16 protein-coding genes, 1 tRNA gene and 2 pseudogenes are annotated in these 21377 nt (G+C 60.8%); 3 read left to right on the plus strand and 16 right to left on the minus strand.

All coding sequences use genetic code 11. From position 1 onward, the window contains the following. Nucleotides 1-148: 148 nt before the first annotated feature. A complete protein-coding gene (locus AC07ZH_RS07255) occupies nucleotides 149-850 on the plus strand; it encodes a Bax inhibitor-1/YccA family protein (protein WP_119107860.1) in 702 nt (233 codons plus the stop codon). 86 nt (nucleotides 851-936) lie between these two features. Further along, entirely contained in the window at nucleotides 937-1299 is a 363-nt protein-coding gene (locus AC07ZH_RS07260; protein ID WP_495199155.1) for a hypothetical protein, read from the plus strand. A gap of 13 nt (nucleotides 1300-1312) precedes the next feature. On the opposite strand, the gene rlmD is transcribed toward AC07ZH_RS07260, so the two are convergent. The 3 genes from rlmD to AC07ZH_RS07275 form a co-directional block, all read right to left on the minus strand. Beyond that, the gene (rlmD, locus tag AC07ZH_RS07265) at nucleotides 1313-2743 is read right to left on the minus strand and encodes a 23S rRNA (uracil(1939)-C(5))-methyltransferase RlmD (protein WP_495199156.1); all 1431 of its coding nucleotides are present in this window, start codon (nucleotides 2741-2743) and stop codon (nucleotides 1313-1315) included. 47 nt (nucleotides 2744-2790) lie between these two features. Next, nucleotides 2791-3105 carry a hypothetical protein gene (locus AC07ZH_RS07270; RefSeq protein WP_495199157.1) on the minus strand — a complete coding sequence of 105 codons (315 nt, stop codon included), beginning with the start codon at nucleotides 3103-3105 and terminating at the stop codon, nucleotides 2791-2793. A gap of 83 nt (nucleotides 3106-3188) precedes the next feature. Then, complete coding sequence (locus tag AC07ZH_RS07275; RefSeq protein WP_119107863.1) at nucleotides 3189-3665, minus strand: Lrp/AsnC ligand binding domain-containing protein; 477 nt, start codon at nucleotides 3663-3665, stop codon at nucleotides 3189-3191. A 106-nt stretch (nucleotides 3666-3771) separates the two neighbouring features. Between AC07ZH_RS07275 and putA the strand changes: the two genes are divergently transcribed. After that, nucleotides 3772-7494 carry a trifunctional transcriptional regulator/proline dehydrogenase/L-glutamate gamma-semialdehyde dehydrogenase gene (gene putA / locus AC07ZH_RS07280; RefSeq protein ID WP_495199169.1) on the plus strand — a complete coding sequence of 1241 codons (3723 nt, stop codon included), beginning with the start codon at nucleotides 3772-3774 and terminating at the stop codon, nucleotides 7492-7494. Between the two features lie 14 nt (nucleotides 7495-7508). Here putA and AC07ZH_RS07285 read toward each other — a convergent pair whose 3' ends face one another. From AC07ZH_RS07285 to AC07ZH_RS07345, 13 genes and pseudogenes are all read right to left on the minus strand, one after another. Beyond that, nucleotides 7509-10196, minus strand: a complete 2688-nt coding sequence (locus AC07ZH_RS07285) for a bifunctional acetate--CoA ligase family protein/GNAT family N-acetyltransferase (RefSeq protein WP_495199158.1) — start codon at nucleotides 10194-10196, stop codon at nucleotides 7509-7511. A 102-nt stretch (nucleotides 10197-10298) separates the two neighbouring features. After that, nucleotides 10299-10375: transfer RNA gene (locus tag AC07ZH_RS07290), tRNA-Pro, on the minus strand. 25 nt (nucleotides 10376-10400) lie between these two features. Then, complete coding sequence (locus tag AC07ZH_RS07295) at nucleotides 10401-10823, minus strand: MerR family transcriptional regulator (protein ID WP_119107865.1); 423 nt, start codon at nucleotides 10821-10823, stop codon at nucleotides 10401-10403. Between the two features lie 105 nt (nucleotides 10824-10928). After that, nucleotides 10929-11264: an integration host factor subunit alpha gene (locus AC07ZH_RS07300; protein ID WP_119107866.1), complete on the minus strand. Its 336-nt coding sequence runs from the start codon at nucleotides 11262-11264 to the stop codon at nucleotides 10929-10931. Between the two features lie 10 nt (nucleotides 11265-11274). Further along, entirely contained in the window at nucleotides 11275-13719 is a 2445-nt protein-coding gene (pheT, locus tag AC07ZH_RS07305; RefSeq protein WP_495199159.1) for a phenylalanine--tRNA ligase subunit beta, read from the minus strand. A 71-nt stretch (nucleotides 13720-13790) separates the two neighbouring features. Further along, nucleotides 13791-14843, minus strand: a complete 1053-nt coding sequence (gene pheS / locus AC07ZH_RS07310) for a phenylalanine--tRNA ligase subunit alpha (protein ID WP_495199160.1) — start codon at nucleotides 14841-14843, stop codon at nucleotides 13791-13793. Nucleotides 14844-14943: 100 nt separating this feature from the next. Continuing rightward, a complete protein-coding gene (gene rplT / locus AC07ZH_RS07315) occupies nucleotides 14944-15303 on the minus strand; it encodes a 50S ribosomal protein L20 (protein WP_106447603.1) in 360 nt (119 codons plus the stop codon). Between the two features lie 26 nt (nucleotides 15304-15329). Then, the gene (gene rpmI, locus AC07ZH_RS07320) at nucleotides 15330-15533 is read right to left on the minus strand and encodes a 50S ribosomal protein L35 (RefSeq protein WP_119107869.1); all 204 of its coding nucleotides are present in this window, start codon (nucleotides 15531-15533) and stop codon (nucleotides 15330-15332) included. A gap of 175 nt (nucleotides 15534-15708) precedes the next feature. Beyond that, the gene (gene infC / locus AC07ZH_RS07325; RefSeq protein WP_119107870.1) at nucleotides 15709-16320 is read right to left on the minus strand and encodes a translation initiation factor IF-3; all 612 of its coding nucleotides are present in this window, start codon (nucleotides 16318-16320) and stop codon (nucleotides 15709-15711) included. A gap of 70 nt (nucleotides 16321-16390) precedes the next feature. Continuing rightward, nucleotides 16391-18310, minus strand: a complete 1920-nt coding sequence (gene thrS, locus AC07ZH_RS07330) for a threonine--tRNA ligase (protein WP_495199161.1) — start codon at nucleotides 18308-18310, stop codon at nucleotides 16391-16393. Nucleotides 18311-18581: 271 nt separating this feature from the next. After that, entirely contained in the window at nucleotides 18582-19913 is a 1332-nt protein-coding gene (gene aceA, locus AC07ZH_RS07335) for an isocitrate lyase (protein WP_495199162.1), read from the minus strand. Between the two features lie 331 nt (nucleotides 19914-20244). Beyond that, nucleotides 20245-20587, minus strand: a pseudogene (locus AC07ZH_RS07340) (tyrosine-type recombinase/integrase); the annotation flags it as partial. Between the two features lie 170 nt (nucleotides 20588-20757). Then, nucleotides 20758-21169, minus strand: a pseudogene (locus tag AC07ZH_RS07345) (Arm DNA-binding domain-containing protein); the annotation flags it as partial. Nucleotides 21170-21377 lie beyond the last annotated feature (208 nt).

Below are 21377 nucleotides of genomic sequence, written 5' to 3' on the forward strand. Positions count from 1 at the left end.
CCAAACGCCGGGTAAAAGAATCATGACCAAAACAAGCCCATTGCATCGATTGATGGCAAAGGCAATGCCCACGCCTTGCAATGGTGGATGGGACCACCATCTAGAATGCCACTTACCCGCACCGTGCGGGCCACTCTGGAGAGACACCATGAACGATCGGGTTACCCCCTTCCCCTCCTCTGCGGGCTACGGCACTGGCGTATCGCAGGAGCAGCGCCACAGGGTGCTGCGCAATACCTACTGGCTGCTGGCCTTGAGCCTGCTGCCCACCGTGCTGGGTGCCTGGGTTGGCGTGGCCACGGGCATCACGCAGTCGTTGCGCGGTGGCCTGGGGCTGATGGTTTTCCTCGGCGGCGCCTTTGGCTTCATGTACGCCATCGAGAAAACCAAAAATTCTGCAACGGGCGTACCGGTGCTGCTGGGCTTCACCTTCTTCATGGGCCTGATGCTCTCGCGCCTGATTGGCATGGTGCTGGGTTTTTCCAATGGCGGCCAACTCATCATGACGGCATTTGCCGGCACGGCCGGCGTGTTTTTCGTCATGGCCAGCTTGGCCACGGTCATCAAGCGCGATATCTCGGGCCTGGGCAAGTGGCTGTTTGTCGGTGCCATGGCGATCGTCGTGGGCGCTGCCATCAACGTGTTTATCGGCTCGACAGCGGCCATGATGGCCATTTCGGTCGCGGCCATCGGCGTTTTCAGTGTCTACATGCTGTACGACCTCAAGCGCATTCTGGATGGTGGCGAGACCAACTACATCAGCGCTACGCTGGCCCTGTACCTGGACCTGTTCAACGTGTTCCAGAGCCTGCTCATGCTGCTGGGCATCATGGGCGGCGATAGCGACTGATCTCACTGCGTTGACACCGCAGGCAAAGGCTCCGCATCGGGGCCTTTGTTTTTCCGAATCCTCAAGCCAAGGCTTCTGGCGCCGATATGATCTGTATGCGCTCAACCTTTCTGCCATCGCTGCGTCTTCCGATCGCACTTGCGTTGCTCAGCCTGCTGGCGGCCTGCGACATCCCTGGCCTGGGGCCTGACCCGCGCGTTGCACAGCGCGAGGAAGAGGCCAAGGCCATTGGCGGTGCTTGCCGCTTCGCCATACGCGGCATTGAAGACTGCTACGCGAACAACCCAAAAGCATCCAAGGCAGCGATTTTTGCCGGCTGGAAGGACATGGACGGCTACATGCGCGACAACAAGATCGAGGGCATCCCTGCATCCGGTTCTACCGCGGCCCCCTCTTCCGAAGACACCCCGGCACCCGTCGCGGCGGCAAGCACCCCGGCCAAGAAGTAGCGCGGAGCTGGCCTCAGGCGCGCTCGAACACGGCCATGCTCTCCACATGCGCCGTATGCGGAAACATATTGACGGCGCCCGCCGCCGTGCAGCGGTAGCCCGCCAAGTGCACCAGCAGGCCGGCGTCGCGCGCCAAGGTGGCCGGGTTGCAGCTCACGTAGACAATGCGGCGCGGCGGCGTCCAGCCCTCGGCCCCATCGGGCAGCGGCAGAGCGTCTTGAACACCCCGGCGCGCCTGCTCGATGTCGGCCAGCGCTTTGGCGAGGGCAAAAGCGCCTTCACGCGGCGGGTCTACCAGCCACTTGTCGGCCACCCCGTCGGCCACCAGCATGGCAGGCGTCATCTCGAACAGGTTTCTAGCTACGAATTCCATAGCTGCTAGCGCACGACCCATATGCGGTAGAGCCCTATTTGACTCATAATTTTGCAGCGCACGGGCCACCAGCACCTCGCTGCCTTCAATCCCCAAAACCTCACCCGCCTGGGTGGCCAGCGGCAGCGTGAAATTGCCCAGGCCGCAAAACCAGTCAATCACGCGCTCGTTGGCTTGCACATCCAGCAGGCGCAGCGCCCGCACCACCAGCACGCGGTTGATGTGCGGGTTCACCTGCGTGAAGTCGGTGGGTTTGAACGGCATGGTGATACCGAACTCAGGCAGCGCATAGGCCAGCTGAGGCCCGCCCTCGTCGAGCAGGCGCACCGTGTCGGGGCCCTTCGCTTGCAGCCACCATTGCACGCCGTGCACGGCAGCAAAGTCGCGCAGGCGCTGCAGGTCGGCACCAGACAGCGGCTCCAGGTGGCGCAGCACCATCGCCGTGACCGCATCGCCGCAGGCCAGTTCGATCTGCGGAAGGGTGTCGCGCGCGTCCATATCACCAATCAGCGCGCGCAGCGGCATCAGCATGGCGCTGACGTGCGGCGGCAATACCGGGCAGACGCGCATGTCGGCGACGTAGCGGCTTTTGCGCTCATGAAAGCCAATCAGCACCTCGCCTTTTTTCACCACGTAGCGCACGGACAGCCGCGCGCGGTAGCGGTAGCCCCAGGCGGGGCCTTCTATCGGGCGCAGCACAATCTCGGGCTTGATCTTGCCCAGGTGCCACAGGTTGTCTTCCAGCACCCGCTGCTTGACCGCCACTTGGGCTGCCGGGTGCAGGTGCTGCATCTTGCAGCCGCCACAGGCGCCCGCGTGCAAGCCGAAATGCGGACAGCCAGGGCGCACACGCTGCGAAGATTCGCGGTGAATCTCGGTCAGCTCGGCCTGTTCCCAGTTGTTCTTGCTGCGGGTGCGTCGGGCACTGACCCGCTCGAACGGCAGTGCGCCATCGATGAACACCACCTTGCCATCGGGCCGCCGGGCAACGCCCTGCGCGTCGAGGTTCAACGACTCGACTTCCAGCCACTCGGGCGCCTGCACGGGCGCCAATTCTTTCGTATCGCTCATGGGGCCGATTGTCTCAGGCCCGCGAAGCGTTACAGAAACCGGGCGATTCAAGCGCCGCGGTGGGTGCGGGCCACTCGGGCCGGCCGTACCTTGCTCGGAGCCGGTTGAACCATGCTGTGCAGCGTGTCCAGCTTGTGGATTTCCAACTCGCAGCCGGTCGGCTCCAGCGCAAAGACAAGGTGCCCGCCCGGAGCCACCAGCGGCATCGTCGCATGCAGCGGCATGGACAGGTCGACCGGTGGTTGCAACGATCGGTACACCACCGTGTTGTCCGGCGCATACACCAGGTAACAGGCGGCACTTGCCGCTTGAACCAGAGAGGCGGCTGCAATCAGCACGGCCGCTTTCCAAAGTGCGTGCATGAAATTTCTCCTGAGGGTGTGAGGGACAAGGGACAGGCCATTATGCAAGCCTCTTCGCAGCCCGTGCCGCGCACCCGGCGACCTTACGTGAGCGGTAAACGCGTGGAATGCTTGACCTCTTCCATCACCGCGTACGTGCGTGTCTCACGCACGCCCGGCAATTGCCAGAGCACCGCTCCCGCGAAAGCCCGGTAGGCGTTCATGTCGGCGGTACGTGTCTTGAGCAAATAGTCGAAGCCCCCGGCCACCATATGGCACTCCATGATTTCCGGGCGTACCTGCACCGCGGCATTGAATTGCTCGAACACGTTGGGCGTGGTGCGGTCCAGCAGCACCTCGACAAACACCAGCATCGCAGCGCCGAGTTTGAGCGGGTTAAGCCGCGCCTCATAGCCCAGCACATACCCGTCGCGCGAGAGGCGCTGCACCCGGCCGAGCACTGCGGTGGGCGACAAACCCACTTGCTCAGAAAGGCGGAGATTGGAGATACGTCCATCCTCTTGAAGAATCGAGAGGATTTTTCTATCTATTCTGTCTATTTCGTTTTTTTCTTCTGACATATTGGATTTATTGACTGTAGATGTTTATAAATTCGAAATTTTATTCTCTCACCCGTGACGCATGATGCGCCATTCCTTGTCCTTCTGGCCTCGCACCATGCCCAACATGACTGAACCCTTTGCTCCCCGCGCACCTGTGGGCGTCTTGCAGCACGCAGCACTGCAGGCGCTGTGCCGGGCACCCGAACCCGAAGCACTCGCGCCCCTGCTGGTGCTGGCACGCAGCGATACAGCAACGGCAGATCGGATTCACTCCCTGGCCCGCCGCCTTGCGGGCACATTGCGCGACCGCAAAGGCGGCGCCGGGCGCGCCGGGCTGGTGCAAAGCCTGCTGCAGGAGTTCTCACTTTCTTCCCAGGAAGGCGTGGCCCTGATGTGTCTGGCCGAGGCCTTGCTGCGCATTCCGGACAAGGCCACGCGCGACGCGCTGATCCGCGACAAGATCGGCAACGGCCAGTGGGAAGCGCATCTGGGCAAGAGCCCCTCGCTGTTTGTCAACGCAGCCACCTGGGGCCTGCTGCTGACCGGCAAGCTGGTGGCCACGCACAGCGAAAAGACCCTGTCCTCATTGCTCACCCGGCTCACGGCCAAGGGTGGCGAGCCCTTGATTCGCAAGAGCGTGGACATGGCGATGCGCATGATGGGCGAACAGTTCGTCACCGGGGAGACCATCAAAGAGGCACTCGCCAACGCCCGTGCGCGCGAAGCAGCGGGATTTCGCTTTTCGTACGACATGCTGGGCGAGGCCGCACTGACGCAACCAGACGCCGAGCGCTACCTAGCGGCGTACGAAGCCGCCATCCACGCCATCGGCCAGGCCTCGAGTGACCGCGGCATTTACGCAGGGCCGGGCATTTCCATCAAACTCTCGGCTCTGCACCCGCGCTACGTGCGGGCCCAGACGCAGCGCGTGCATGACGAGCTCTACCCGACGCTGCTGTCCCTGGCCACGCTGGCGCGCCAGTACGACATTGGCCTGAACATCGACGCCGAAGAAACCGAGCGGCTGGAACTCTCCTTGGAACTGCTGCAACGCCTGTGCACAGAGGACGCACTGGCAGGCTGGAACGGCCTGGGCTTCGTCATCCAGGCGTACCAGAAGCGGTGTCCCGCTGTGGTGGACGAAGTGATTGCCTTGGCGCGCCAGAGCGGGCGCCGCTTGATGATTCGGCTCGTGAAGGGCGCTTACTGGGACAGCGAAATCAAGCGCGCCCAGGTCGATGGTTTGAGCGACTTCCCGGTGTACACACGCAAAGCGCACACCGATGTCTCCTACATCGCCTGCGCCCGCAAGCTCCTGGCGGCTCCCGACGCCGTTTTCCCGCAGTTCGCCACGCACAACGCCCATACGCTGGCAGCCATCTATGAAATGGCGGATCCAGCCACCTACCGCCCGGACCAATACGAATTCCAATGCCTGCATGGCATGGGTGAGCCGCTGTACGAACAGGTCGTGCGCCCCGTCAGCCAAGGGGGTCTGGGCAGGCCATGCCGCGTCTATGCCCCGGTGGGCACACACGAAACCCTGCTCGCCTACCTGGTGCGCCGGCTGCTGGAGAACGGCGCCAACACCTCGTTCGTGAACCGCATTGCCGACGAGACCATCGCCCTCGACGAACTGGTACGCGACCCTGTCGACACAGTTGACGCGGCGGCTGCCATAGAGGGCGCTGCCGCGCTTGCCCACCCACGCATCGCGCACCCCTGGGCGCTGTACGGCCAGGCACGGCGCAACTCTGCCGGGCTGGACCTGGCCAGCGAGCCCGTTCTGGCAGGCTTGGACGCCGCCCTGCAGGACTCGCGCAACCACCACTGGCAGGCCGGCCCGCTGCTCGCCTGCGATGCGGCCCAAGGTACTCTGGAAGCCGTACGCAATCCGGCCGACGCGAGCGACACCGTAGGCCACGTACAGGAAGCTGGCCTGGAGGACGTGGAGCATGCGCTTGCGCTCGCCCAGGTTGACGGTGAAGTATGGCGGGCCACCCCCGCCGCAGAGCGCGCCCAGGCCCTGCTGCACGCTGCCGACCTGATGCAGGCCGACATGCACGCCCTCATTGCCCTGCTGGTACGCGAAGCCGGTAAAAGCGCTTCCAATGCCATTGCCGAAGTGCGTGAGGCGATTGATTTCCTGCGCTACTACGCAACCCAGGCCAGCAGTACCCTTGCCCTCTCGCAGACGCACGCTCAAGTGCAAGCGCTGGGCACCGTGGTCTGCATCAGCCCCTGGAACTTTCCGCTTGCCATCTTTACGGGGCAGGTGTGTGCCGCGCTGGCCGCCGGCAACTGCGTGATCGCCAAGCCAGCGGAACAAACCCCGCTGGTCGCCGCGCAGGCGGTTCGTCTGCTGTGGCGGGCGGGCGTGCCGCGCGCCGCACTGCAGTTGCTGGCTGGACGTGGCGAAACCGTCGGCGCAGCGCTGGTTGCCGACCCACGCGTGATGGGCGTCGTCTTCACCGGGTCCACCCAGGTGGCCCGTGCCATCCAGCACACGCTGGCAGGGCGGCTCGACAGCGCAGGCCGACCCGTCACGCTGATTGCCGAAACCGGTGGCCAGAATGCGATGGTGGTGGATTCCTCAGCGCTGGCCGAACAGGCCGTGGTTGACATCCTTGCCTCGGCCTTCGACAGTGCAGGCCAACGCTGCTCGGCCCTGCGCGTGCTGTGCATCCAAGAAGACGCGGCCCCACACCTGCTGCCCATGCTGCGCGGTGCGATGGGCGAACTGCGGCTGGGCAATCCGGCCCTGCTGGCGACCGACGTCGGTCCCGTCATCGACGCCGAGGCGCAAGCCGGCATTCAGGCACACATCGACGCCATGCGCGCGCGCGGCTGCACGGTGTTCCAGTCGCACGACTCGGCACAAGCTGGCCCAGGCACCTTCGTCTCGCCCACGCTGATTGAACTCAAAAGCATCAGCCAACTGGAGCGCGAGGTATTTGGCCCCGTGCTGCATGTGGTGCGCTATGCGCGCACTGCCCTGCCCCGGTTGCTCGAAGACATCAATGCCACGGGTTACGGCTTGACGCTGGGGGTACACACGCGCATCGACGAAACCATTGCACAGGTGCTGGCGCGCACGCACGCCGGCAACGCCTACGTCAACCGCAATATGGTGGGCGCTGTGGTGGGCGTGCAGCCCTTTGGTGGCGAAGGCTTGTCAGGTACCGGCCCCAAAGCCGGTGGGCCGCTCTACCTGCGCCGCCTGGTCGCGCAAGCACCCGGCAGCGCCCGCAGGACGATTTTCGGCCCTGATACAGAAACAGAAGACGCTCCCGCTGCTCTGGCCCCGCTCAATGCCCTGCTGCAATGGGCGACGGCCACAGGCCGCTCCGCGCTGGCAGCCAGTTGCCAGATGTTTGCAGCCCAGTCACCTGCGGGAGCCTCTCTGGCCTTGCCTGGCCCCACGGGCGAGCGCAATGTCTATTCAGTGCTGCCGCGTGCCATCACGGGTTGCCTGGCAACCCAAGACGACGACTTGCTAACACAGCTTGCCGCTGTACTCACCGTAGGTTCCCAAGCATTGTGGGAGGGGGACGCCGCAACGCGCTTGCGCGAGCAACTGCCGGCGTCCATACAAGAGCAGATCACGCTGGCTGCCGCTGGCGTGCTGGAGGCACCGGCACTCAACGTGGTCCTGCAACATGGAACAAGCACCGACCTGCAGCGCAGCTGCGAAATCCTGGCCAAGCGCCAGGGGCCAATAGTTCTGCTGCAGGGCCTCGCACCTGGCGAGACGGCCATCGCCCTGGATCGATTGGTGCTGGAGCGCTCGCTCAGCGTGAATACTGCAGCAGCCGGCGGCAACGCCAGCCTGATGACCATAGGCTGAAAGGTCGCCTGCGCTCAGAGCGCATGGCTGACGAGCTTGAAGTCAGGGTCTTCCGCAAAGGCCTTGACGCTAAAACCCAGGCTGCGCATAAGCTTGAGCATGCCAGGGTTGTTGGCCAGCACCAGGCCTTCCATTTCGCTCAAACCACGTTCACGCGCTACGTCCATGATGCTGAGCATCAGGCGCGAACCCAGGCCACGGCCACTGAAATCGTCTGCCACTACGAGGGCGAACTCACAACTGCTGTGGTCGGGATTGGTGATGTAGCGCGATACGCCGACAACGCGCTCGGTCTCCACCATTTCCCCATCCGCGCCCGGCGCGCGTTGCTTGAACACGGCGACCAGCGCCATTTCCCGGTCGTAGTCGATCAAGGTGAACCGCGCCAGCATGCTGGGCGGCAGCTGCGCCATTGAGGAGATGAAGCGGAAATAACGGCTCTCAGGCGACAGGCTGTGGACCAAGGCCTGGAGCATCTGCGCATCGTCAGGACGTATCGGGCGTACCGTGTATTCGCCGCCACCGCTGAGCGGCCAGACCTGGCGAAAGCGTGCCGGGTACGGCAGGATGGCCAGATGGCTGTAGTGCGCGGCACTGCCGCTGGCCTGCGGCGCATGGTCGACCACGATGCGCGCATCCACCGCAATGACGCCGGAGGCATCGACGATCAACGGATTGATGTCCATTTCGCGCAACTGCGGAAGCTCGCACACCATTTCGGAAACGCGCAGCAGCACCTGTTCCAGCGCATTGCGGTCCACTGCGCTTGCGCCGCGCCACTCGTCCAGGGTTTCAGCAACACGGGAGCGCTCAATGAGCCGGCGCGCCAGAAACTGATTGAGGGGCGGAAGCTCCATGGCGCGGTCATCGATCAGTTCGATCATGGTGCCACCAGCGCCAAAAGTGATCACCGGACCGAAGGGATCGTCGGTCACCAAACCAATGCACACTTCGCGGCCACGCCGGCTGCGCGCCATCTTCTGCACCGTCACGCCGTTGATGCGCGCGTTGGGCAGCTGCTGCTTGACCCGCTGCACCATATCGGTATAGGTGTCGCGGGCATTGGCGCCGCTCATGATGTTGAGCGCCACGCCCTGCACATCCGACTTGTGGCTGACGTCGGGTGAGTCGATCTTGAGTGCCACCGGAAAACCCAGCTGCGTCGCGATCATCATCGCTTCGGTGGCGCTGCGAGCCAGAATGGTGTTGGTGACAGGAATGTGGAAGGCGGCCAGCAGCGTCTTCGATTCCATCTCGGTGAGCACCTTGCGCCGCTCGGCCAGCACACCTTCGATCACCAGCCGAGCCCCCTCGATGTCCGGTTTCGCCAAAGTAGTCAACGGTGGCGGCGTTTGCTGCAGCAACTGCTGATTTTGGTAAAACGACGCAATGTTGCCGAAGGCTCCCACGGCAGCTTCCGGTGTGCGAAAGCTGGGAATGGCTGCCTCGACCAAGACAGCGCGAGCCGCCACCACGGAGCTGTCGCCCATCCAGCACGAGAGCAGCGGTTTGCTCATTTGGCGCTTGGCTTCAACAACCGCCTGCGCTACCGCCGTGGCATCCACACCCGTCTTGGGCGAGTAAATGGCCAGCACACCGTCGATTTGCCGATCGCGGCTCGCCGCTTCCACCGCAATGCGGAAATGCTCAGGGCCGGCCTCTTCCGACAAATCGATCAAATCGCACAAGGAAGCGAGCAGCGGTAACTGAGGCTGCAAGGCTGCAATGGATTCAGGCGACAGACGCCCCAGGTCAAGAAGAATCTCGTTCACCCAATCGGCTGCCAGAACCCCCGGCCCACCTCCGTTGGTCACGATAGCAAGTCGCCGGCCCACAGGTCGGTAGCGCGATGCCAGGCACTTGGCTGCCGAAAAAAGCTCTACAAACGACCGCACCCGCACGGCACCCGCACGGCGCAGCACGGCGTCGAATACGTCGTCGCTGCCGACGATAGCGCCGCTGTGGGTCTGTGCTGCAGCATTACCCGCAGGTTTTCTACCTGCCTTGAGAACGACTACGGGCTTAGCGTTGGCCGCGGAGCGCAATGCACTCATGAAGCTGCGCGCGTTGGAGATGCCCTCTAGATAGACAACGATGCTGTGCGTCTGTGGATCGCTGGCCAGATAGTCCAGCACTTGGGCGCTGTCCACCGACGTGTTCGGCCCCACCGATACGACGGACGAAAACCCCACGGCATTCTGAGCCGCCCAGTCCAGGATGGATGCCGTCAGCGCCCCCGACTGAGACACCAACCCAAGAGACCCCTGGCGGGCCAGTGGCCCTGCCACACTGGCGTTGAGCCCGAGCGCAGGGCGCTGAAAGCCAAGGGAATTAGGCCCCAGCAGGTACACCCCTTCGCGATGGGCAATCTTGGCCAACACCGCCGCTTCGTCTTGCCCCATGCCGCTAGAGATGACCAACGCTGCGCGACAGGCCATGCGTCCCGCCACCTCCAACGCCGCCGGCACATCTTTCGGAGGCAGCGCAATGATGGCCAGGTCGGCCCGCGCCTGTGCCAGATCGGCCAGAGTGCCCGTGGTTTCGATGTCGAGAAACTGCAAGCGGCCGCCGAAGCGCTGTGCACTGATCGCTTCGCGAAGCAACCTGCCTTGCGGGATCTGGCTCTCCTCGCGTGCAGAGTCACCAGAGAAAACGACGATGGATTCTGGTGAGAAAAGAGGTGTCAGAAAGTGCTTGTCCACTGGTGTTCCTCCAACCCGGTCAGCTTATTGGTACCACCTGAGCTGAAAATGACAACGGGTCACAGCATTGCTGCTGTGACCCGTTGTCTCTAGTCAAATTATTGGTCGGCGTGAAAGGATTCGAACCTTCGACCCCTTGCACCCCATGCAAGTGCGCTACCAGGCTGCGCCACACGCCGAACAGCTTCGAATTATAGATCCAAATCACGCTGCCACCGACAGAAGACCTCGGATTTCAAACAATTCACGGCGTACCGATTCGAGGTCTGCGGGCAGTACTGCCTGAGGGGCTGGGCCATTGGGATCAGATCGCGCTACGTGGCCCGCATCCAAGGCGTCTTGCAGCGGATCACCGGCGAAGGACAGCGCCTGCGCCCCGTCTTGAAGCTGATTGCGGGCGCCGCTGATCGTGAAGCCTTGGTCGTAGAGCAGATCCCGTATGCGACGAATCATCAGCACCTCATGGTGCTGGTAATAGCGCCGGTTACCGCGGCGCTTCATAGGGCGCAATTGTGTGAATTCCTGCTCCCAATAGCGCAGTACATGCGGCTTGACAGCGCACAAATCGGCCACTTCACCAATGGTGAAATAGCGTTTGGCTGGTATGGAAGGAAGCGCAGATCCCATGAAACGAGCGCGCCACCGCGCGCAAGATGCGATAAACCTTCTAGCCTACAGCAGACGCATCCGTTGCGCTATGCGTTGTAACGGCCCAACAACGCGGAAGCTGCATCATTCCGAGGGGAAATGCCCCTGAATTTGTTCCTTGAGCTTGGTACTGGCATGAAAAGTCACCACCCGGCGTTCACCAATGGGAATGGCTTCACCCGTGCGCGGATTGCGACCTGGGCGGGGTGCCTTGGTGCGAATCTGGAAATTGCCAAATCCTGATAGCTTGACGTCGTCCCCCTCCACCAGGCTGCGCGCAATCAAGTCGAAAAACGCGTCCACCATGTCTTTGGACTCCCGCTTGTTCAGCCCGATCTGGTCAAACAAGAGCTCCGCAAGCTGCGCCTTGGTGAGCGCGGGCGTTTCCAGGCTTTCCACTGAAAATTCGATGCGTTGCATCGTATGTCTCCTAGGCCCGCAGGCGAGCGCCGTGGCGCAGACCCAGTTGCTCCACGATCGTCTGCACCGCCGTATCGATCTGCAACTCGGTCAGCGCGGTTTCCCCCCCAAGCACCAGTCGAATCGCCATGCTCTTCTCTCCCACGGCAAGCGAGCCAGGCGCTGCAAGCTCGCCAGTTTTGTTGAGCTTGGGCCGGAAGACGTCAAACAAGACCATATTGCGCAGAAGACCGGCATCCACCGCACTGGCGATGGTGTCCTTGATCTGCGCGTAGATGATGCGCTCGTTCACCACGACCGCGATATCACGTTCCACCACCTGGTGCCGGGCAACTGGACGGAACGCTGGCACCGTGCGGCGGAGCACCGGGTCAAGTTCCAGCTCAAACATCACGGGCGCCTGAGCAAAACCCCAACTCTGTCGCCACTTGGGGTGCAGTTCACCCACATACCCCACAGCACAACCGTCGACCAAAACCCGTGCACAGCGACCGGGGTGCATGGCGGGATGCTCTGCAGCCTCAAACACCGGCACGCGCGGTGCCAACAATGCCTCGACGTCGCCCTTGATATCGAAGAAATCGACATTGCGCGGGCTAACCGACCATTGAACACCGTCGGCAGGGCCGAAGGCGAGACCGGCAACGCGCTGCGGCTGGTGATAACCCGCCACACTGGTATCAGAGTCCTGCACGGATGCGTCGCGCAAGAAGATGCGGCCAATCTCGAAGACCCGCACCCGCTCTGCCCGTCGGTCTGCGTTGTACTTTAAAACCTGTAGCAAGGAACCTAGAAGGGACGAGCGCATGACGCTCATTTGGGACGAAATTGGATTGAGCAAACGGATCGGGGCAGTGTTGGAGGTCAACTCACGTTCCCAACCCTCGTCGACAAAGCTGAAATTGATCGTTTCCTGGTACCCAAGCGAGGCGATCTGACGCCGCAAGGCGAAGGGACTGCGCCTGCGCTCCTCGCGCAACGTGGGCGTGACAGGTGCCAGCGGCGGCGTATCGGGCAATTGCCCGTACCCCACGATCCGCGCAACCTCTTCGATCAGGTCTTCTTCAAGCGTCAAATCAAACCGGTAGAGCGGCGGTGTGACGGTGAGCACGTCGGCCGACTCGACAACCTCAAGGCCAAGCCGTGTCAGCACCTCGGCGCATTGGGCTTGCGAGAGCGGCATGCCGATCACCTTGGCCGCCCGGGAGACACGAAGACTCACGGGGACGCGCTGTGGCATACGCGGCTGTTGGTCATCGACCGGGCCACAAACCGTCTCGGGCGTGCCGCAAATATCCAGCACCAGTTGCGTGATGCGCTCAATGTGCAGGACTGTCTGCTCGGGGTCTACCCCACGCTCGAAGCGATGCCCTGCCTCGGTGGCGAAGCGAAACTGCCGTGAGCGGCCAGCCACTGCTGCAGGCCACCAAAAGGCCGCCTCGATGTAAATATCCTGCGTGTCGTCAGAGACGGCCGTCGCATCGCCACCCATGATGCCGGCGAGGGATTCAACCTGCACTTCGTCTGCAATCACGCCCACGCGCTCGTCCAGATCCACCGTGCTGCCATTGAGCAAGGCCAGTCTTTCCCCCACGCGTGCCCAGCGAACGTCAAGGCCTCCGTGGATTTTTCCCAGATCAAAAATGTGCGAGGGCCGCCCTAGTTCGAACATCACGTAGTTCGAGATATCCACCAGCGGCGAGACGCTGCGCTGCCCACAACGCGCCAAGCGCTCTACCATCCACGCGGGAGTGCTGGCACGCGGATTGACCCGACGCACGATGCGACCGGAAAACCGTCCGCAGAGGTCGGGCGCGCTGACCTTGACCGGCAAGGTATCCGAAATATTTGCGGACACTGAGCCAATGCTTGGCTGCGTGAGCGGAGCACCGGTCAGCGCAGCCACTTCACGCGCCACCCCGAAGACGCTCAAACAATGCGCCAGATTGGGCGTCAGTTTGAGTGTGAACAACGTATCGTCCAGCGCGAGCACGTCGCGTACGTTGGCACCGAGCGGCGCATCAGAAGCGAGCTCCAGCAGCCCACCGTGGTCGTCGGACAGCTTGAGCTCCTTGGCAGAACACAGCATGCCGAAGCTTTCCACCCCACGCAGCTTACCTACGCGAATAGCAAATGGCTTGCCATCTTCTCCGGGTGGTAGCTGCGCCCCCACGACAGCACAGGGCACCTTGATGCCAACACGCGCATTGGGTGCTCCGCAGACGATGTTGAGCAGTTGCGCTTGGCCAATATCCACCTGGCAAATGCGCAACCTGTCGGCATCGGGGTGCTGCACCGCCTCACGGATTTCGCCCACCACCACACCGGTGAAAGGGGGCGCGACCGGCTGCAGTTCTTCGACTTCCATGCCGGCCATGGTCAGGGTATCGGCAAGCTCTTGCGTGCCCAAGGGCGGATTGCAGAATTGGCGCAGCCACGATTCAGGAAATTGCATGAGGAAATTTTTCGTTCGTCAAAAGAGCGCTGGCGCGCTGATCGCAGGGCAGTGAAAAGCGTCCTTGCACATCACTGGAATTGCGACAAGAAGCGGATATCGCCGTCAAAGAAGAGCCGCAAATCATTCACCCCATAGCGCAGCATGGTCAAGCGGTCAAAGCCCATGCCAAAGGCGAAACCTATGAAGCGTTCTGGATCGAGCCCCATGTTGCGCACCACGTTGGGGTGCACCTGGCCTGACCCGGCCACTTCCAGCCAACGACCGGCAAGCGGTCCACTTGGAAATTGAATGTCAATTTCGGCACTCGGCTCGGTGAACGGGAAAAAACTGGGTCGAAAGCGCAGCACCAAGTCGTCTGCCTCGAAAAAAGTGCGGCAAAACGCGGTGAAGATGTACTTCAAGTCCTTGAAGCTGACGTTCTCGCCGATCCACAACCCCTCGCACTGGTGAAACATGGGCGAATGCGTGGCATCGCTGTCTACACGGTAAGTGCGACCAGGCGCAATGACGCGAATTTCCGGCATGGGCTGGCCGGCATCGATTGCGGCGCGGTGGCGCTTGACGTGCGCGATCGCATGGCGAATCTGCATCGGACTGGTGTGCGTGCGCAGCAAATGGGGCGCATGCTCGCTCCCACCTTCCAAATAGAAAGTGTCATGCATGGAGCGTGCCGGATGGTCTTCGGGCGTATTGAGCGCCGTGAAATTGAACCAATCGGTCTCGATTTCCGGCCCATCGGCCACCTCGAACCCCATGGAGCCAAAGATGCTCTCGATGCGCTCCAAGGTCAGCGATACCGGATGCAGCCCGCCCTGCCCACGTTGGCGCCCAGGCAGGGTCACATCCAGGGCTTCAGCGTGCAACTGGGCATTGAGCTCGGCGTCGGCCAAAGCCTGCCGCCGGGCCGTCAAAGCAGCCTCTATGGCTTGTTTGGCAAGGTTGATGGCCGCACCGCGCGACTTTTTCTCGTCGGGCGAGAGCTGCGCCATGCCCTTCATGAGTTCTGTCATGCGCCCCGACTTGCCAAGGAACTGCGCCTTGGCGTTTTCGAGATCGGCCGGCGTGCCACTCGCAGCAAAAGATTGCTGCGCGGCACCCACCAAGGAATCCAGATCGTTCATAAGTGCTCTTGAAAAAGAAACAAGGGCTAGCGCCCTTTCAAGCCCTAGCCCTTGTCATGGTTGCGGTACAAGCTATCAATAAAATAGCAAGTCGCTACGCTCAAGCAGCCAGTTTTGCCTTGACCTGCTCCACAATGCTGCCAAAGGCAGCCTTGTCGTGCACAGCCAGATCGGCCAGCATCTTGCGGTCGATCTCGATGGATGCCTTCTTCAGGCCGTTGGCGAACTGGCTATAGGTCAGGCCCAGCTCACGGGCTCCAGCGTTGATACGGGCAATCCAGAGGCGGCGGAACACGCGCTTCTTGGCACGGCGGTCGCGATAGGCATATTGCCCAGCCTTCATGACCGCTTGTTTGGCGATCCGGAAGACATTACCGCGGCGACCGCGAAAACCCTTGGCAAGGGCCAGAACTTTTTTGTGACGGGCGTGAGCCGTTACACCACGTTTGACGCGAGGCATGTGAGTACTCCTTGTTCGTCCGTTGATTACAGGCCAGCGAAGGGCAGCATCTGCGCCATATGACCCATATTGGTCTCATGGACAGACGTGATGCCACGCAGATGGCGCTTGTTCTTGGTGGTCTTCTTGGTCAGGATGTGACGCTTGAAGGCGTGGCCGCGCTTGACGGTACCACCCGGGCGAACGCGAAAGCGCTTCTTTGCGCTGCTCTTGGTCTTCATTTTGGGCATGGAAATGCTCCTTTTATTGTGCTCGTGAGGCGCCTGCAAAACAGCTTGCAAGCTTGTTGGCCCCGAGACACTTCTTTTGACCGGTTTTGCATCCGGCCCAGGACAGCGGCAACACCGCTCTCCATTTTTTGATCGCCCAGGCGAACCCGGGCGGATCAAAATCTTAAATCTATCGTCAGGCTGCGTTCACGTCCGAACCAGCAGCCACCTCAGCCGATCGCGCAGCCGCAGTCTTTTTACGTGCCGGTGCGATCATCATGATCATCTGCCGACCTTCAAGCCGGGGAAACTGCTCCACGAGAATGGTGTCACCCAAATCGTCGCGCAGTCGGTTAAGCAACGCCAGACCGAGATCCTGGTGCGTGATCTCACGGCCACGAAAACGCAGCGTAATCTTGCATTTGTCACCCTCAGCGAGAAAACGCCGGATGTTGCGCAACTTGATGTTGTAGTCGCCGTCATCGGTGCCCGGGCGGAACTTGATTTCCTTGATCTCGATGACCGTCTGCTTGGCCTTCGCTTCCGCTGCACGCTTTTGCTCGATGTACTTGAACTTGCCATAGTCCATCAAACGGCAAACAGGCGGGTTGGCCGTCGCGGAAATTTCCACGAGGTCCACATCCAACTCCCCGGCCATGCGCAAGGCGTCCATCAGGCTCACAACACCCAAAGGCTCGTTCTCGGGGCCCGACAAACGGACTTCCGGGGCCATGATTTCACGGTTCAAGCGGTGCTTGCGCTCTTCACGGTGGCGACGATCACGAAATTCAGTAGCTATGGTTCTCACCTCTTGTGTTGAATTTAAGAATCCCAAGACCGCCCAAACACCGCCGCAAAGCGGCTGGCATCAGACAATCTCAAGTTCTTTCGGCAACTGCGCTGGTAAGAAGTCGAATGAAATCATCGACTGGCATTACCCCGAGATCCTTGTTGCCTCGGGCGCGCACTGCAACGGCACCGGCTGCACGCTCTTTCTCGCCAGCGACGAGGATAAAGGGCAGCTTTTGCAACGAATGCTCACGTATTTTATACGTAATCTTCTCGTTTCGTAGATCCAGCGCGATGCGCAGCGGGTGCTGGGGCACCGCTTGTTGGATTTTTTCGGCAATTTCACGACAGTAATCGCCCTGCGTGTCAGTGATGTTCAGAATACCCACCTGCACCGGCGCGAGCCAGACCGGCATAGCCCCAGCGTGCTGCTCGATCAGAATACCAATAAAACGCTCCAGGCTGCCGACGATGGCACGGTGCAGCATGACGGGTCGATGTCGGTTGCCGTCCTCACCGACGTACTCGGCATCCAGCCGCTCTGGCATGGAGAAATCGACCTGGATCGTGCCGCACTGCCACTGGCGTCCGATGGCATCCTTGAGCGTGTACTCGATCTTGGGCCCATAGAACGCTCCCTCACCGGGCGAGATCTCGTACGCGCAGCCCGAAGCATCGAGGCTGGTGATCAGCGCTGCTTCTGCTTTGTCCCAGCTTTCATCCGAGCCAATGCGCGCATCGGGGCGCGTGGCGACCTTGTAGATGATGTTCTCGAATCCAAAGTCTTGGTACACCTTCTGAAGCAAAGCGGTATAGGCGGTGCATTCCGCAAGAATTTGGTCTTCGGTGCAGAAGATATGCCCATCGTCTTGCGTAAAGGCGCGCACACGCATGATGCCGTGCAGGCCGCCCGTCGGCTCGTTACGGTGGCACTGGCCAAACTCACCGTAGCGCAGCGGCAGATCCCGGTAGCTCTTGATGCCCTGCTTGAAGATCAGGATATGCCCGGGACAGTTCATCGGCTTGAGCGCGTATTCGCGCTTTTCCGATTCAGTCGTGAACATGTTTTCGCGGTACTTGTCCCAGTGCCCGGTCTTTTCCCAGAGCGTCTTGTCCAGAATCTGCGGGCCTTTGACTTCCTGGTAGCCGTTGTCCTGGTAGACACGGCGCATGTACTGCTCCACTTCCTGCCACAGCGTCCACCCCTTTGGGTGCCAGAACACCGTACCAGGCGAATGCTCGTCGATGTGGAACAAATCCAGCTCACGCCCCAGCTTGCGGTGGTCGCGCTTCTCGGCCTCTTCCAGCATCGTGAGGTATTGCGCAAGCTCGTCCTTGGTCGCCCAGGCCGTGCCGTAGATGCGCTGCAGCATCTCGTTGCGGTGGTCACCGCGCCAATACGCGCCTGCCACTTTCATCAGTTTGAAATGCTTGAGCTTGCCCGTGCTCGGGACGTGGGGGCCGCGGCACAAATCCTCAAAAGTGCCTTCGCGGTAAAGGCTGACATCCTCGCTGCTGGGAATGCTGGCGATGATTTCCGCCTTGTAATGCTCACCAATGCCTTTGAAATACGCGACTGCTTCGTCGCGTGGCAGCACACGACGCACTACCGGCTCGTCCTTGGCTGCAAGAGCGGTCATGCGTTTTTCGATGGCTTCCAGGTCTTCTGGCGTGAAGGGACGCTTGTAGGCAAAGTCATAGAAAAAGCCGTTTTCAATCACGGGGCCAATCGTGACCTGGGCATCCGGAAAAAGCTCTTTGACTGCATAGGCAAGCAAGTGCGCCGTCGAGTGACGAATTACGTCCAATCCTTCGGCATCCTTTGCCGTCACGATAGAAAGCGGACTATCCTGGCTGATCAGATAACTGGTATCGACCACCTTGTCGCCCACTTTGCCCGCCAGGGCTGCCTTGGCGAGGCCTGAACCGATCGAGGCAGCCACTTCGCCAACGGTGACGGGGCCCGGATACTCGCGCTGCGAGCCATCGGGAAGGGTGATGTGAATCATGGGAATCCTTGTCGAATCTTGGGGGAAACCGCGCGGCGCCCTTCAAAGCAAAAGCGCGGACCATGTCCGCGCTTTTCAGGTAAAAGTTGAATCCTGTGCAGGCACGAACAGCCAGCCTCAGCGGCTGGTAACCATCTCCGGTGTAGTTCGCGGTGTCATAACCAAAGTGCCTTTCTTGCCCTTGTTGGTGGATTCTGCATTTCATTTTAACCGGTACAAAAAAAGGCCCGCAACGAGCGTTGCGGGCCTTTTCACATCTCCGCGGAAAAAATCAGTGGAACTGCTCTTCTTCGGTGGAACCGGTGAGCGCCTTTACGCTGGAGGAGCCACCCTGAATCACGGTGGTGACGTCGTCGAAGTAGCCCGCACCCACTTCTTGCTGGTGCGACACGAAGGTGTAGCCCTGCTCGCGCGCTGCGAACTCAGGCTCTTGCACCATGTTGACGTAGTGCTTCATGCCTTCGCCGCCAGCGTAGGCGTTGGCGAACTTGAAGGTGTTGAACCAGTTGATGTGGATACCGGCCAGCGTGATGAACTGGAACTTGTAGCCCAGCGCCGACAGGTCTTCCTGGAACGAAGCGATCTGCTTGTCGTCAAGGTTCTTCTTCCAGTTGAACGAGGGCGAGCAGTTGTACGACAGCAACTTGCCGGGGCAGGCCGTCAGCACGGCTTGCGCGAATTCGCGGGCGAAGCCGATATCGGGCACGCCGGTTTCGCACCACACCAAATCGGCATAGGGAGCATAGGCCACACCGCGGCTGATGGACTGCTCCAGACCATTCTTGACACGGTAGAAACCTTCTTGCGTACGTTCCCCGGTCAGGAAGGGCTTGTCGTTGGCATCGTAGTCCGAAGTGATCAGATTGGCGGCTTCAGCATCGGTACGGGCCAGGATCAGGGTAGGCACACCCATGACGTCGGCAGCGAAGCGGGCGGAAATCAGCTTCTCGCAGGCTTCTTGCGTGGGCACAAGCACCTTGCCACCCATGTGACCACACTTCTTAACGGCTGCCAGCTGGTCTTCGAAATGCACACCGGCAGCGCCTGCGGCGATCATGTTCTTCATCAGCTCGAAGGCGTTCAACACGCCGCCAAAACCAGCTTCAGCATCGGCCACGATGGGCAGGAAGTAGTCGATGAATTCCTGGTCGCTCGGGTTGAGACCACGTGCCCACTGAATTTCGTCCGCACGCTTGAATGTGTTGTTGATGCGGCGCACCATGGTAGGCACCGAGTCGTAGGCGTACAACGACTGGTCGGGGTACATGGTTTCCGACGTGTTACCGTCCGCAGCCACTTGCCAGCCCGAGAGGTACACGGCTTCCAGACCTGCTTTGGCCTGCTGCATTGCCTGACCGGCGGAAATGGCGCCAAAGGCATTCACATAGCCCTTTTTGGCACCGCCATTGACCTTCTCCCACAGCTTCTCAGCGCCGCGCTGGGCCAGCGTGTGCTGGGGCTGCAGGCTGCCGCGCAGGCGCACGACGTCGGCGGCGGTGTAGCCACGCTTGACGCCCTTCCAGCGGGGGTTTTGCGCCCAGTCTTTTTCGAGGGCAGCAATTTGCTGTTCGCGGCTCAGTTGTTGGGTGAGGGATTGGGGCATGTGAACTCCATGAAGGTTGAAAACACGACCGCGCTGCTCGGCAGCTGCATGGCTTCACTTTAAGTCTTCTATAAGACTTGTGCAAGCTCTTATGTCTTATAGAAGAGTCAGATTAATTTTCACAAAATCAAGATGTTGCGACGCACTTTTCACATTACAAAATTATCTTAATGAAGCGGGCTCTTCGGTATTGACGTGGAACGCTATCAAATTTTCACATCAAGAAATGATATTTTCATGATATGAAAATATTTGCTGCCACTGATCGAAACTACCCCATCCCCTAGCCGTTGTCCACAGCTGGGCTGTTCTACCTGCGCACCTATCTGCCCGTCAGGTAGACCACGTGCGGCTTGCGTCCCTTCATGCGCTGCTTTGGAATCGTCCAGGTCGCGCTCTCGAAATCGACCTCACCCCAAGTGGCCTGGATCAGTTCGCTCTTGCGAACCAAGGGCACCATGATCATGCGCAGCGCCAGCCGGATGGACGGATAGGTCGCCACCGATTCCATCAGCCGGATCTCCAGCGGTGACAGGGCGCGATCCTTGGGCACGAAGGTCGCTATCGACGCTTCGCCCACTTCGGCCGCTTCGGCCGCTTCGGCCGCTGGGTTGTCCACCTTCTCTCTATGGAGGGGGGGTGAAAGCATATATCTGCTTCACGATGTCGCGGGTGATGAACAGGGCCTCAGTGCGCGGCGAAGAAGACTTGGGTCCCATCTAAACACCCCTCGAAATTTGCAAGGAAACTGCACTGTTCAACGCATCGCATTGCAATTGGTGGACCGAGAAAATACTTAAATCGCCAACAAAATCAATAGGTTGTAAATTATTCAGGACGGACTGAGTAGTCGGTTCTGGAACGCCGGCAGGACGTCCCGACCAATGATGCTCTTGCGCATCGCTTCGGTGCTATCGGCCATCCAAGCGCCGGCCAGCCACTTCTCGGTCACGTCGCCAAAGGTCTTGGCGGCGGTCAGGCGGCGCTTTTTGCGCTGCTTCTCCAGCGCGGGGGGACTTGCCCTGGGCGACAGCCTTCTTGGCGTCGATCAGCTTTTCGCGGGCCATCGCCAGCGAAATGCCCGCCGCCCCGTAGCGGCCAATGGTCAGGGTCTCGCGGCGGTCATTGAGACGGTAATCGAAGCGGAAGGTGACGGTACCGGTGGGCGATACTGTCACGTACATTCCATCCCGGTCAGAAGCCTTATAAGTCAAAGACTTAGGCTTCAAGTTGCGCAGTGCAGTGTCGGTAAGCATCGTGAAGCGCCCTGGCTTTCGTGGAGGCCGGATGGTTTAAGTCGTCCGCCCTGAACAATTCTGTTTTTAGCCGCAGGTAGGTCGGTGCTCATGCGCAGCGGGGAACAGTGCAGCGATGATCGCCTGCATGAATAGCCCGAATCGGGCGCAATAAAGCCGCAGCGCGGCCAGAATCAGGCGCAGGTTGTGCCCGGCGCCGCACATCACC

It is taken from the genome of Simplicispira sp. GW247-4R2A (assembly GCF_059424465.1).

Coding starts and splice junctions, on each gene's coding strand:
- AC07ZH_RS07255 (WP_119107860.1), top strand. CDS start 149: ATGAACGATCGGGTTACCCCCTTCCCCTCCTCTGCGGGCTACGGCACT.
- AC07ZH_RS07260 (WP_495199155.1), top strand. CDS start 937: ATGATCTGTATGCGCTCAACCTTTCTGCCATCGCTGCGTCTTCCGATC.
- rlmD (WP_495199156.1), bottom strand. CDS start 2,743: ATGAGCGATACGAAAGAATTGGCGCCCGTGCAGGCGCCCGAGTGGCTG.
- AC07ZH_RS07270 (WP_495199157.1), bottom strand. CDS start 3,105: ATGCACGCACTTTGGAAAGCGGCCGTGCTGATTGCAGCCGCCTCTCTG.
- AC07ZH_RS07275 (WP_119107863.1), bottom strand. CDS start 3,665: ATGTCAGAAGAAAAAAACGAAATAGACAGAATAGATAGAAAAATCCTC.
- putA (WP_495199169.1), top strand. CDS start 3,772: ATGACTGAACCCTTTGCTCCCCGCGCACCTGTGGGCGTCTTGCAGCAC.
- AC07ZH_RS07295 (WP_119107865.1), bottom strand. CDS start 10,823: ATGGGATCTGCGCTTCCTTCCATACCAGCCAAACGCTATTTCACCATT.
- AC07ZH_RS07300 (WP_119107866.1), bottom strand. CDS start 11,264: ATGCAACGCATCGAATTTTCAGTGGAAAGCCTGGAAACGCCCGCGCTC.
- pheT (WP_495199159.1), bottom strand. CDS start 13,719: ATGCAATTTCCTGAATCGTGGCTGCGCCAATTCTGCAATCCGCCCTTG.
- pheS (WP_495199160.1), bottom strand. CDS start 14,843: ATGAACGATCTGGATTCCTTGGTGGGTGCCGCGCAGCAATCTTTTGCT.
- rplT (WP_106447603.1), bottom strand. CDS start 15,303: ATGCCTCGCGTCAAACGTGGTGTAACGGCTCACGCCCGTCACAAAAAA.
- rpmI (WP_119107869.1), bottom strand. CDS start 15,533: ATGCCCAAAATGAAGACCAAGAGCAGCGCAAAGAAGCGCTTTCGCGTT.
- thrS (WP_495199161.1), bottom strand. CDS start 18,310: ATGATTCACATCACCCTTCCCGATGGCTCGCAGCGCGAGTATCCGGGC.
- aceA (WP_495199162.1), bottom strand. CDS start 19,913: ATGCCCCAATCCCTCACCCAACAACTGAGCCGCGAACAGCAAATTGCT.